The sequence below is a fragment of the Hanstruepera marina genome, from assembly GCF_019880635.1.
GTDB lineage: Bacteria > Bacteroidota > Bacteroidia > Flavobacteriales > Flavobacteriaceae > Hanstruepera > Hanstruepera marina.
Genome location: NZ_JAINVX010000003.1, coordinates 35,566 through 47,931 on the forward strand (window position 1 = coordinate 35,566; position 12,366 = coordinate 47,931).

Annotated in this window: 11 protein-coding genes; 4 read left to right on the forward strand and 7 right to left on the reverse strand. The window is 34.5% G+C overall.

Going from position 1 to position 12,366, the window contains the following annotated elements:
- Positions 1–5: 5 nt before the first annotated feature.
- The 4 genes from K7G76_RS10530 to tpx form a co-directional block, all read right to left on the reverse strand.
- The gene (locus K7G76_RS10530) at positions 6–644 is read right to left on the reverse strand and encodes a LolA family protein (RefSeq protein WP_223034180.1); all 639 of its coding nucleotides are present in this window, start codon (positions 642–644) and stop codon (positions 6–8) included.
- 16 nt (positions 645–660) lie between these two features.
- Complete coding sequence (locus K7G76_RS10535) at positions 661–3,033, reverse strand: FtsK/SpoIIIE family DNA translocase (RefSeq protein ID WP_223034181.1); 2,373 nt, start codon at positions 3,031–3,033, stop codon at positions 661–663.
- 62 nt (positions 3,034–3,095) lie between these two features.
- The gene (locus tag K7G76_RS10540; protein ID WP_223034182.1) at positions 3,096–3,464 is read right to left on the reverse strand and encodes a diacylglycerol kinase family protein; all 369 of its coding nucleotides are present in this window, start codon (positions 3,462–3,464) and stop codon (positions 3,096–3,098) included.
- Between the two features lie 12 nt (positions 3,465–3,476).
- The gene (tpx, locus tag K7G76_RS10545) at positions 3,477–3,977 is read right to left on the reverse strand and encodes a thiol peroxidase (RefSeq protein ID WP_223034183.1); all 501 of its coding nucleotides are present in this window, start codon (positions 3,975–3,977) and stop codon (positions 3,477–3,479) included.
- A gap of 199 nt (positions 3,978–4,176) precedes the next feature.
- On the opposite strand from tpx, the gene katG reads away from it, so the two are divergent.
- A complete protein-coding gene (katG, locus tag K7G76_RS10550; RefSeq protein ID WP_223034184.1) occupies positions 4,177–6,339 on the forward strand; it encodes a catalase/peroxidase HPI in 2,163 nt (720 codons plus the stop codon).
- Positions 6,340–6,405: 66 nt separating this feature from the next.
- Here the strand turns inward: katG and K7G76_RS10555 are convergent, their stop codons facing one another.
- Positions 6,406–7,044, reverse strand: a complete 639-nt coding sequence (locus K7G76_RS10555) for a peroxiredoxin (protein WP_223034185.1) — start codon at positions 7,042–7,044, stop codon at positions 6,406–6,408.
- Between the two features lie 106 nt (positions 7,045–7,150).
- Entirely contained in the window at positions 7,151–8,641 is a 1,491-nt protein-coding gene (nhaC, locus tag K7G76_RS10560; protein ID WP_223034186.1) for a Na+/H+ antiporter NhaC, read from the reverse strand.
- A 93-nt stretch (positions 8,642–8,734) separates the two neighbouring features.
- Here nhaC and K7G76_RS10565 point away from each other — a divergent pair, with 93 nt between their 5' ends.
- Positions 8,735–9,781: a metal-dependent hydrolase gene (locus K7G76_RS10565; protein ID WP_223034187.1), complete on the forward strand. Its 1,047-nt coding sequence runs from the start codon at positions 8,735–8,737 to the stop codon at positions 9,779–9,781.
- 33 nt (positions 9,782–9,814) lie between these two features.
- Here the strand turns inward: K7G76_RS10565 and K7G76_RS10570 are convergent, their stop codons facing one another.
- Positions 9,815–11,041 (reverse strand): aminotransferase class I/II-fold pyridoxal phosphate-dependent enzyme, encoded by a 1,227-nt coding sequence (locus tag K7G76_RS10570; RefSeq protein ID WP_223034188.1) that lies wholly within the window; start codon positions 11,039–11,041, stop codon positions 9,815–9,817.
- 165 nt (positions 11,042–11,206) lie between these two features.
- Between K7G76_RS10570 and K7G76_RS10575 the strand changes: the two genes are divergently transcribed.
- Positions 11,207–11,665 (forward strand): Lrp/AsnC family transcriptional regulator, encoded by a 459-nt coding sequence (locus K7G76_RS10575; RefSeq protein WP_223034189.1) that lies wholly within the window; start codon positions 11,207–11,209, stop codon positions 11,663–11,665.
- 2 nt (positions 11,666–11,667) lie between these two features.
- The gene (locus K7G76_RS10580; protein WP_223034190.1) at positions 11,668–12,294 is read left to right on the forward strand and encodes a CPBP family intramembrane glutamic endopeptidase; all 627 of its coding nucleotides are present in this window, start codon (positions 11,668–11,670) and stop codon (positions 12,292–12,294) included.
- Positions 12,295–12,366 lie beyond the last annotated feature (72 nt).

The window sequence follows — 12,366 nt, forward strand, 5'->3', positions numbered from 1 at the left end:
GCTACCTAATCTAATTTATTGATATAATAATCTTTGTATTTACTCGCATCAAAAGTAAATAAGGTTTTTGATAACGGTTCGTTTGTTTTAAAAGAATTAACAGTTAAAGTGGTTTTTATGCCATCTTTACCTGTTTGAATTAAGTTATAGATATGATTTGTTTTAGCATCAATACCTAAAAGAATATTTTTTATTTCAGAATTAGAGTCGATAGGCGTCAATTTTACATATTGAATTTTCCTACCTTGAACATTCTGAACAATATCCATATTATAGGTATAGCCATCTTCATAAAACGATAGCATTTTACTTGGCGTAACATTGGAGTCGTCTTCAGTATTTTCACTCGAAATAGTCACCTCTTCATCTTCAGGGCTTATGCTGTATAGTGTTTTACCATCGTACATTCTAGTTATGCCGAGAATGTTTAAAAGATATTTATCGCCTTGTATTATGACATCCCCTCGTGTTTCTTGCCTAACGTTTTCCGCTACATTATTAAGCACATACTTAAAATCGATAGATATGTTATTGTAGCTTTTAACTTTTTCTGAAACTTTGTTTAAAAGCGCAATAGCTTCTTGGTCTTGCGCAAAAGCGAAACTTGAAAACAATATTATACAAGCCGTAACTAACCTTTTCATTATATTCATTTTTATATTATTGACCTTCATTGTCTAATAGTTGATTAAGTGCTGTTAAATCAGGGACTAATACTTGTCGTGCTTTACTACCTTCAAAACCTCCAACAATACCAGCAGCTTCTAGTTGGTCTATTAATCTACCTGCTCTATTGTAACCTAATTTTAATTTTCGTTGCAATAAAGATGCCGAACCTTGTTGCGCTGTTACAATAATTTCAGCAGCATCCCTAAATAGCGCATCTCTATCGTTTATATCAATATCAAGACTTGTGCCACTTTCTTCACCAACATATTCTGGTAACATATAGGCGTCTGGATAAGCTTTTTGTGCCCCAATAAAGTCGGTTATTTTTTCAACTTCTGGTGTATCTACAAAGGCGCATTGTATACGAATCATATCGTTGCCTTGTGTATATAGCATATCGCCACGACCTATAAGTTGATCGGCTCCAGATCCATCTAGAATTGTTCTGGAATCAATTTTTGAGGTTACCCTAAACGCAATACGCGCAGGGAAATTAGCCTTTATAATACCCGTAATAACGTTTACTGATGGTCTTTGGGTGGCTATAATAAGGTGAATCCCGATTGCTCGAGCCAATTGAGCTAAACGTGCAATTGGTGTTTCAACTTCCTTACCAGCTGTCATGATTAAATCGGCAAACTCGTCAACAACCAAAACAATGTAGGGCAAAAATTGATGCCCATCATTCGGATTTAATTTACGGGCTTTAAATTTAGCATTGTATTCAGCGATATTTCTACATAGTGCATTTTTTAGCAACTCATAACGGTTGTCCATTTCAATACACAAGGAGTTAAGTGTATTGATAACTTTAGTATTGTCTGTAATAATAGCATCTTCGCTATCGGGTAATTTAGCTAAATAATGACGTTCAATCTTATTGAAAAGTGTTAATTCTACTTTCTTTGGATCAACAAGAACAAACTTCACTTCGGCAGGATGCTTTTTGTATAATAGAGATGTTAGAACAGCATTTAATCCAACAGATTTACCTTGACCCGTTGCACCAGCCATAAGTAAATGCGGCATTTTGGCTAAATCAACTACAAAAGTTTCATTGCTAATGGTTTTTCCTAAAGCAATAGGCAGTTGCATTTCAGATTTTTGAAATTTTTGTGACGCAATTACCGAACGCATAGAAACTATAGTAGAATTTTTATTTGGTACTTCAATACCTATGGTTCCTTTTCCTGGAATAGGTGCAATAATACGTATCCCTAAAGCTGATAGTGATAAAGCAATATCATCTTCAAGGTTTTTGATTTTAGAAATTCGGACACCGGCTTCAGGAATTATTTCATACAACGTTACTGTTGGACCAATTGTCGCCTTAATATTTGAAATGCCAATTTTATAATTGTTGAGTGTTTCAACAATTCTATTTTTGTTTTCTTCTAACTCTTCTTGATTGATTGTAATACCCTCGGTATCATATTTTTTTAAGAGTTCTAAAGAAGGAAATTGGTAATTGCTTAATTCTAATGTTGGGTCAAACTGCCCAAAATCTTCAACAAGTTTGTTTGCTAAATTATCAGTTTCAGAAATTTCTTCTTCAAACTTTTCTACCTCAATCTCTACTTCCGTTTCTTCTTTTGGCTTTGAAGGTTCTATTGAAATACTCGGTTTAATAGTAGTTTCTTCGTTAGTTGTTGGTTTATCGACTTCTAAATCAAAAGCTGCTTTTATGTCTTCAGCCTCTGCGGTTAAATTATTGTCCAAATTAACCGATGTATTAGATTCAATGCTATCATCAGTATCATCAGACAGCTCTTTGGCTGCAGATTTAAATAGTTTTTTAAAACTTTCTGGAGTCATTTTAAAGCGGATGGCCAAATACACAATAAGCACAAAAGCAAGTAGGAAAATAGTGCCTATTTTCCCAAGATAAGTTTGAATAAAGGTGTTGATTTCGTAACCTACCGTTCCACCTAAATCATCGTTAAACTCATTAAAAAATCCAAACAGAACAGAAAACCATATTACAATAATAGTACCCCAAAACCAATGTTTGCGAAGCTTTACCTTATTAGCATTTGTTAGGGTAAAAACACCTGATAGAAAAATTAAGCCAGAAAAAATAAAAGCAGAAATGCCAAATCCACGATGTATGAAAAAGTCGCTTAACCAAGCTCCTGTTTTGTTAAGCCAATTTTGGGATTCCACTTGTCTTGAACTAAACTCATCAAGTGTGCTTTGGTCTATTTTGCCAGTAAAAAAGTAAGAAACAAATGATATAAATAGGAGTAGCCCTAAAATAATTAACAAGCTACCAAGAATAAGTCTTTGCTGGCTAGATAATTTAAAGCTTGGTGCTTTAAATTTCGATTTGGTTTCTTTTTTACTTTTAGTTTTTTTCTTGGCCATTCAAGCATTGTTAGTTTAGCAAAAATACAAATTACTAACGTTTATCCTAAAGCAAATAGTATTTAAAAAGCTTTTGGAAAATATATGATTATCCCTACAATTATTGCTGTTATAGCCATAATAAAAACCGCACCTGCAGAAATATCTTTTATCAATCCAATTTTGGGATGTTTTTCTGGATGAATAAAGTCAGATATTTTTTCAATAGCAGTATTAATGCTTTCTACGGCAATAATTAAACCTATAGTTAAGCATTGAATTACCCACTCCATTTTGGTCAGTCCGAAATAAAATCCTGCAATGGTCAAAAGAACACCAATAGATACTTGGATTTTGATGCTAGCTTCTGTCGTGATTAAAAACCAAGCACCTTTAAAAGCATATTTGATACTTTTTAATCGATTGACTAAAAATGTTTCTTTTTTTACCATGTAAGCAATTAACTATTTAAGAGCTTTTAGTGCGGCTTCATAATCAGGTTCTTGGCCAATTTCAGGAACTTGTTCAGTATATATTACAGTTCCTTCTTCGTTTAATACAATTACACAGCGGGATAGTAGTGCATCAAAAATACCATTTGTCATCAATAAGCCATAATCTTTTCCAAATTCCCCTGTTTTAAAATCTGAAAGCATAATAACATTTTCCAAGCCTTCAGCTGCACAAAATTGATCTTGAGCAAATGGTAAATCTCTAGATATACAAAGAACTTTTGTGTTTTCTAAACTACTAGCTTGTTGATTAAAGTGTCTTACAGAAGCTGAACAAACGCCAGTATTAACACTCGGGAAAATGTTTAGTATTAATTGGGTACCTAAAAAATCCGATAGGGTTTTGGTGGATAGATCTATTGCCACGAGTTTAAAGTCTTTAGCTTTTGTTCCTACTTGTGGAAGTTCTCCAGATGTTGTAACAGCGTTTCCGCCCAATGTTATATTTGCCATAATTTGCTTTTAAATTTGAATTATAAAAGTAACAATAAAAAAGTTGATTAGCTAAATGAATTTTAGGGACACCTCTCTAATAAATTTTATCAATTCTGATATAACATTTCAAAATAGGCAACAAATTTTTTTTTGAAAGGTATTTGCTAACTTTATGGAATTAGAATGCGATTAATCATTAATTAAACAATTAAATAGTATGGATAATTCAACCAAGGGCAAATGCCCTTTTATGCATGGTGCAAATACATCAACTGAAAAAACGGTTACAGATTGGTGGCCCAATACGCTAAACCTCGATATATTACACCAACACGACAATAAAACTAATCCACTTGGAGAGAATTTTAACTATCAAGAAGAGTTAAAAAAATTAGATGTTGATGCACTTAAGAAAGATTTAACTGATTTAATGACCGATAGTCAAGAGTGGTGGCCTGCAGATTGGGGGCACTATGGCGGTTTAATGATTCGTATGGCATGGCATGCTGCTGGTACTTATAGAGTTTCCGATGGTCGTGGAGGAGGTGGTACAGGTAACCAACGTTTTGCTCCTTTGAATTCTTGGCCAGATAATGTGAGTTTAGATAAAGCTAGGCGTTTGCTTTGGCCAATCAAGAAAAAATATGGCAATAAAGTAAGTTGGGCAGATTTAATTATTCTAGCAGGTAATGTTGCTTATGAGAGTATGGGCTTAAAGACCTATGGATTTGCTTTTGGTCGTGAAGATATTTGGCATCCAGAACAAGATATTTATTGGGGAGCTGAAAAAGAATGGTTGGCACCAAGTGACGAACGTTATGGGAGTGTTGATAATCCAGAAACTATGGAGAATCCTTTAGCAGCTGTGCAAATGGGATTAATTTATGTGAATCCTGAAGGCGTTAATGGAAAACCTGATCCAATTAAAACTGGAGCACAAGTTCGAGAGACCTTTAAGCGTATGGCGATGAATGATGAAGAAACGGTTGCATTAACTGCAGGAGGACATACGGTTGGTAAAATGCACGGAAATGGTGATGCTAGTATTTTAGGTCCAGATCCTGAAGCAGCTGATGTAACAGAACAAGGTTTTGGTTGGTCTAACCCAACTAAAACAGGTGTAGGCCGTGACACCGTGACTAGCGGTATTGAAGGGGCTTGGACATCGCACCCAACTAAATGGGACAATGGTTATTTTGAAATGCTATTTGGTCACGAATGGGAATTAACAAAAAGTCCAGCAGGTGCTTGGCAGTGGGAGCCTGTAAGTATTAAGGAAGAAGATAAGCCGGTTGATGTAGAAGATTTCTCAATTCGTCATAATCCAGCTATGACAGATGCGGATATGGCCATGCGAATGGACCCGGTTTATAGAGATATTTCATTAAGATTTAAAGATGATTTTGAAGGATTTTCGGATGCTTTTGCCCGAGCATGGTTTAAGTTGACGCATCGTGATATGGGACCAAAAGACCGTTGGTTTGGACCAGAAATACCAAGTGAAGATTTAATTTGGCAAGATCCAGTTCCTAAAGGCAAAAAAGATTATGATGTTAACGCTGTAAAAGCAAAAATTGAAGCATCTGGATTATCTATTTCTGAAATGGTATCAACCGCTTGGGATAGTGCTAGAACATTTAGAGGTTCTGATTTTAGAGGTGGTGCCAACGGAGCTCGTATTCGTTTAGTGCCACAAAAAGATTGGGAAGGTAACGAACCAGCTCGTTTATCTAAAGTGATTTCTGTTCTTGAGCCTATTGCTACCGAATTCGGTATTAGTGTCGCTGACGCCATTGTATTAGCTGGTAATGTAGGTGTTGAAAAAGCCATTCAAAACGCTGGGATGAATGTAGATGTTCCTTTTTCTCCAGGCAGAGGTGATGCTACTCAAGATATGACTGATGTTGAGTCGTTTGAACCTTTAGAGCCTTTAGCTGACGGCTTTAGAAATTGGTTAAAAAAAGACTATGTTGTTAGTCCAGAGGAAATGTTGCTTGATCGTGCGCAATTAATGGGATTAACTGCTCCAGAAATGACTGTATTAATTGGTGGTATGCGCGTTATGGGAACTAATCACGGTGGAACCAAACATGGTGTCTTTACCTATAATGAAGGAGCCTTGACCAACGATTTCTTTGTTAACTTAACTGATATGTCTAATAAGTGGAAGGTAATCAATGGTATATTTGAAATATGTGACCGTACATCAGGTGAAAGAAAATGGACGGCAACACGTATTGATCTCGTGTTTGGTTCTAATTCTATTTTAAGATCTTATGCTGAAGTTTACGCGCAAGATGATAACAAACAAAAATTTGTTGAAGATTTTGTAGCCGCTTGGACTAAAGTTATGAACGCTGATCGGTTTGATTTAAAATAATAAATTGTCAGAAAAAAAGCCTGCTCAATTGAGCAGGCTTTTTTTTATTAAGAAAGTTAACAGTGATTAGTTAACATGCTTTTCTAAAAATTCAGCAACACCTTCATGTGTAGCTTGCATACCTGTTTTTCCCTTGTTCCAGTTAGCAGGACAAACCTCTCCATTTTCTTCAACAAATTGTAAGGCATCAACCATACGTAAGGCTTCATCTACATTTCTGCCTAATGGTAAATCGTTTACAATTTGATGACGTACGATACCTTCTTTATCAATTAAGAACAAACCTCTGTACGCTATTAATTCGCCATCAGCTTGTAACATATCATTTTCATCGTAAAAATAGTCACCAGCTAAAACATCGTAGTTTTTAGAAATGGTTTTATTTGTATCGGCAACTAAAGGATATTTAACACCTTTAATACCACCATTATTTTTGTCTAATTGCAACCAACCCCAATGTGATTGTTCAGTATCTGTAGAGACACCTATTACGGCAGTGTTTCTAGCTTCAAATTCAGCTAATTTTTCTTGGAATGCGTGTAATTCCGTTGGACAAACAAATGTAAAATCTTTTGGATAAAAGAATAATACAACGTGTTTTTTACCAATGAATTGCTCCAAAGAAAAATCTGATACAAATTCTCCACCATTTACTACTGCTTGTGCGTTAAATTGAGGCGCTTTTTTTCCTACTAATACAGCCATTTTTAATTTATTTTTTTATGTTAAAAATTAATTTTCGGGTGCAAAGATACATATTACGATTGCCTTGACAATGCATTAGTATTTTAAAAATTTATGTAGCGATAACTTAAGCCAATTTACCTCTTAATTGTTTGATTTTAATATTGAATGCAGCAAAAAGAAGAGTGGTAAAAGGACTCAACCAGTTAAATATGGCAAAGAAAAAATATTGGCTTACATCTACATTTAAAACTTGAGATTGATAAGCTCCACAGGTATTCCAAGGTACTAAAACAGATGTCACAGTCCCTGAATCTTCCAAAGTACGGCTTAAATTTTCTGGAGCCAAGCCTTTATCTTCATAAGCTTTTTTAAACATTTTACCAGGTACAACTATGGCAAGATATTGATCGGATGCTGTAACATTCAGTGCCAAACAACTGGCAACGGTACTCGCAAATAGTCCAAATGTGGAAGAGGCTAAACTTAACAAGGCAGCACTAATTCTAGATAAAGCACCAATAGCATCCATAACACCACCAAAAACCATGGCACATATAATGAGCCATATAGTTCCCAACATGCCAGACATACCACCAGCAGTAAATAAATCATTCAATTCGGCACTGCTTGTTTCAACCGCTGTATCAACTGTCATGGCATCCATAACACCACGATAAGCGGATTGAAAAGTCAATGAATCAGCTCCAGCAATTTTCAAAACGATATCGGGCTGTGCTATAATTGCAGCAACTCCACCAAGAAGCGTACCTATTAATAAAGCAATTAGTGGTGATGTTTTTTTGATTATCATTAATATGACAACTACTGGAACTAAAAACAACCAAGGTGAAATATTGAAGGCAGACTTGATGGCAACCAATTTGTCAGAAATATCAGGAGTTCCTGTGGTGTCAATATTTAAGCCAATTATAACAAATACAATTAGTGTAACTGTTATTGTTGGAATAGTAGTGTAAGCCATATACTTTATGTGGTCAAATAACTCGCCACCAGCCATAGCAGGAGCCAAGTTAGTGGTATCACTTAAAGGGGACATTTTGTCTCCAAAATACGCTCCAGATAATACAGCCCCAGCAGTCATTCCTAAAGAAATTCCTAAAGTTTCACCAATACCTATAAGGGCAATACCAACGGTTGCAGATGTGGTCCAGCTACTTCCCGTAGCAATAGAAATAATGGCACAAATAATAACACATGCTGCTAAAAAAATGGTTGGATTTAAAATTTGTAGACCATAATAAATCATGGTGGGAATAATACCGCTTATTAGCCAAGTTCCTGCTAAAGCTCCAACCATAAGTAATATGAGTAAAGCACCCGTAGTAGATTTTACATTTTCGGCAACTTCATCCAGCATTTGCTTGTAAGATACTTTGTTGAAAAAGCCAACTATTGCCGCAACTGCTGCACCTAATAGTAATATAAACTGATTACTACCGCTTAAGGCATCGTCTCCATAAACAAAAAACACATTATAAAACAACATAGCCACCAAAGCAAACACAGGGATTAATGCTTCCCAAATATTTAATTCTCTATTTTCAACTATATTTTCATCTTGAGGTACTCTTGGTTTTATATCTTGACTTTCCATAAAGGATTATTTGGTTTATTTTTGTGAATTGTAATGTTACGATTTTCATATAAAGTATGCAAATGCGGTTAATTATAGCATTATTAGGATTTTATGGATTCACTTACCCAAATTGTATTAGGTGCTGCATGTGGAGAAGCAGCTTTAGGAAAGAAAATTGGTAACAAAGCATTGTTATTTGGTGCTATTGGTGGCACTATACCTGACTTGGATGTATTTGTTGGTAGTTGGCTTTTTGGAAACGAAATAGACGCCATGCTTTATCATAGAGGATTTATGCATTCTATTTTGTTTTCGGTATTGGGAGCTTTTCTTTTTGGGTGGCTTTTTTACAAGATGTATAATACTGGGAAACGGAAATATACCACGGCTTTAAAAGATTGGATTTGGTTGTTTTTCTTGTCATTATTTACGCATCCCATTTTAGATGCATTTACACCCTATGGAACACAGCTTTTTACGCCTTTTAGCGACCATAGAATAGCGTTCAACAATATTGCTGTGGTTGATCCTATTTATACTATTCCTTTTCTGCTATGTATACTAGTAATGCTATTTTTTAAACGAAACACTAAAGCTAGAACATTATGGTTGAAACTGGGTTTAGGCATTAGCTCGGTTTATATGGTGTTTACGCTACTGAATAAGATTTATATCGATTCAATATTTAGATCGTCATTACAAGAGCATGGGATTACTTATAATAGATATTATACTCAACCCACAATTTTTAATAATGTATTGTGGTATGGTACTGTTGAAAAGGAGGATTACTATTTAGCAGGATATTATTCTTTGCTGGATGAAGGGAATCGCTTTTCAGATTGGGTAAAAATACCAAAGGTAAGAGATTTGACACCTGAAGATTATCAGCGTATTGAAAGGTTAGCTTGGTTTAGTAATGATTATTATAGTATCTATAAAATGGAAGACAACTTGTATAGATATAATGATTTGCGTTATCCATTGGCAGATAAGAACAACCCTAATTCATCTGTATTTAGCTTTCAACTCTATGATAGTGAAGGACAGTTAAGCATGAAACCTTTTGAACGCAGTGAGGAAAAAGTGTCTGAAGCACTTTCTGAACTATGGGAACGCCTTAAGGGTAAAACAAATAACGCTTTAGGTAAGGACTAAAGCGTTATTATAAAATTATGTAAACGTCTGTATTTAAATTAATTCAGCTTGCTTTTTATCATCTAAAATGGATAATTCTACCATACAGGCTTTCATCATTTCAAATGTACGTTCAATATCAGCATCTAAACCAATTGAGAAGCGAATAAGTCCATCACTTAATCCCATTTCAGCTTGTTCGTCTTCTGGAATTTCTGAAGATGTCGAACTTCCAGGTGCGCTAAATAGTGTTTTATAGAACCCAAGACTTACAGCTAAATAACCAAGATTTTTTTCTTGCATAAGTTCCATTAAAGCATTGGCTTTATCCAAAGAGCCAACGTCAATTGTTAACATACCTCCGAATCCGTATTGCGGATTCATCATAGATTTAAACAACTGATGTGAAGGATGCGATTCTAATCCTGGATATACGGTTTTTAAGCCCAAACTTTCAAATTTTTTGGCTAGATACATACCATTTTTACTGTGTTGTTGCATTCGAATATGAAGGGTTCTTAAGTTTTTTAAAACAGAAGCAGCTCTCAAACTATCCATAGTAGAACCTAGTAACATACAGGCACCATCGTTAACATTTCGTAAATCGTTTATAAACTCTTGAGTTCCACAAACAACACCTCCAACAGTATCAGACGATCCATTGATAAATTTCGTTAAACTGTGTATTACTACATCTGCACCTAATTGAACCGGTGAAATTGACAAAGGAGAAAAGGTATTGTCTACAACCAACTTCAGATTGTGTTTTTTAGCTAATTCAGATAAGCCTTTTATGTCAGCAACCTCTAATAATGGATTACTAACCGATTCACAGTATAATACTTTGGTGTTTTTGGTAATGGTAGCTTCAACCACATCTAACTTCGTGATATCCACAAAGCTTGTTTCAATATTAAAACGAGGTGTGAAATTTTTAAGAAACGCATACGTTCCACCATAAATAGTCCTACTGGAAACAATATGGTCACCAGCTCCACAAAGCTGCATTATAACAGGTGTTATGGCTCCCATTCCAGATGCCGTTACGTTAGCGGTTTCGGTACCTTCCATAGCAGCTAAAGCTTCTCCTAAATATAAATTGGAAGGAGAGGAATGACGTGAATACAAATAACAACCATCAGCATTACCTTCAAAAGTATCGAACATGGTTTTGGCCGATAAAAAGGTGTAGGTAGATGAATCGGAAATAGAAGGATTAACACCTCCAAATTCTCCAAAATATTGTAAGTCTTGTATATTGTTTGCGGGTTTAAATGCCATATTTATAGAGTTTTAGTTATAATTGATGTAAAAATCGTTAATTATAGATAATTAATCAATAGTATGTTTAATATTTAGAAAATAAAACTATTATTTATTCTAAATGTAGTTTAAAAGTTATATATTTGAATATAGTCTAGGTTTTTAACGAAAAATTTTCAATTCATGCATTTAGATCATATTGACATTAAGCTATTGGGTTTTCTTCAAGGTGATTCCAAACAAACCAATAAGGAATTGTCAAATAAGTTAAATCTTTCTGTTACAGCGGTTTACGAGCGTATAAAGAAACTAGAACGTGAAGGGGTGATTTCGGGTTATGTGGCTTTAGTTGATAAAGCTGTTGTTAATAAAGACTTTGTTGCTTTTTGCCATATAAAATTGGTTAAGCACTCTCAAGAGTATGTGGTTAAGTTTGAGCAAGAAGTTGCTAACTTAATGGAAGTTGTGGAATGTTATCATATTAGTGGTGACTATGATTACTTATTAAAAGTTATTGTTAGTGATATGGAGGCTTTTAGAGAGTTTATGGTTAATAAACTAACATCTATAAATCATATTGGTAGTACGCACAGTATGTTTGTAATTAATGAAGTCAAACATACTACAGCGATAAATATTTAGATATGAAAAGCTCAAACTACAAGCTTGGTGAATTATTTATTTTGTTTGTCTTGTTTCCCATTAGCTTGGTGTTGGATTACGCAATATGGATAAAGTTTATTTTAGGAATTCTTGGGTTTGTTTATGTTGTATTTATTTTAATTCGGGTAGAGAAGAGTTCCTTAAAAATTAGAAAGGATATTAACTGGAAGTTATTTTGGCAAAGAACTCTAGTTAAGCTCATGCTAATTACAGTATTAACAACTGCTTTTGTTTGGTTTACAGATAAAGAAAACCTGTTTTTAGTAGTAAGGACAAAACCTCTATTTTGGGTATTCATACTTTTTATTTATAGCTTGTTTTCAGTATATCCACAAGAAGTATTGTATCGCACATTTTTCTTTCAACGCTATGAAAGTTTGTTTGCGGATAATAGGTTATTTCTTTTTGTAAATGCCATTGTCTTTTCATTAGGGCATTTATTTTTCAAAAACACCTTGGTTCTTGTAATTACCTTTCTTGGCGGACTACTTTTTGCATTGACATTTAAAAAAACACGTTCCACATTTTTAGTGTCTCTAGAACATGCCATTTATGGTTGTTGGTTGTTTACGGTTGGTATGGGAGAAATGTTAGGATTTCCCTCATAAGTATTCACAAAAAATTCACACAAACTCATTCGTTAATCATAAATCATTATCGTACTTTTGTACTCGTTTTAA

What these genes read in the sequence shown, in the direction of transcription:
- K7G76_RS10530 (WP_223034180.1), bottom strand. Translation starts at nt 644, where the DNA reads ATGAAAAGGTTAGTTACGGCTTGTATAATATTGTTTTCAAGTTTCGCT.
- K7G76_RS10535 (WP_223034181.1), bottom strand. Translation starts at nt 3,033, where the DNA reads ATGGCCAAGAAAAAAACTAAAAGTAAAAAAGAAACCAAATCGAAATTT.
- K7G76_RS10540 (WP_223034182.1), bottom strand. Translation starts at nt 3,464, where the DNA reads ATGGTAAAAAAAGAAACATTTTTAGTCAATCGATTAAAAAGTATCAAA.
- tpx (WP_223034183.1), bottom strand. Translation starts at nt 3,977, where the DNA reads ATGGCAAATATAACATTGGGCGGAAACGCTGTTACAACATCTGGAGAA.
- katG (WP_223034184.1), top strand. Translation starts at nt 4,177, where the DNA reads ATGGATAATTCAACCAAGGGCAAATGCCCTTTTATGCATGGTGCAAAT.
- K7G76_RS10555 (WP_223034185.1), bottom strand. Translation starts at nt 7,044, where the DNA reads ATGGCTGTATTAGTAGGAAAAAAAGCGCCTCAATTTAACGCACAAGCA.
- nhaC (WP_223034186.1), bottom strand. Translation starts at nt 8,641, where the DNA reads ATGGAAAGTCAAGATATAAAACCAAGAGTACCTCAAGATGAAAATATA.
- K7G76_RS10565 (WP_223034187.1), top strand. Translation starts at nt 8,735, where the DNA reads ATGGATTCACTTACCCAAATTGTATTAGGTGCTGCATGTGGAGAAGCA.
- K7G76_RS10570 (WP_223034188.1), bottom strand. Translation starts at nt 11,041, where the DNA reads ATGGCATTTAAACCCGCAAACAATATACAAGACTTACAATATTTTGGA.
- K7G76_RS10575 (WP_223034189.1), top strand. Translation starts at nt 11,207, where the DNA reads ATGCATTTAGATCATATTGACATTAAGCTATTGGGTTTTCTTCAAGGT.
- K7G76_RS10580 (WP_223034190.1), top strand. Translation starts at nt 11,668, where the DNA reads ATGAAAAGCTCAAACTACAAGCTTGGTGAATTATTTATTTTGTTTGTC.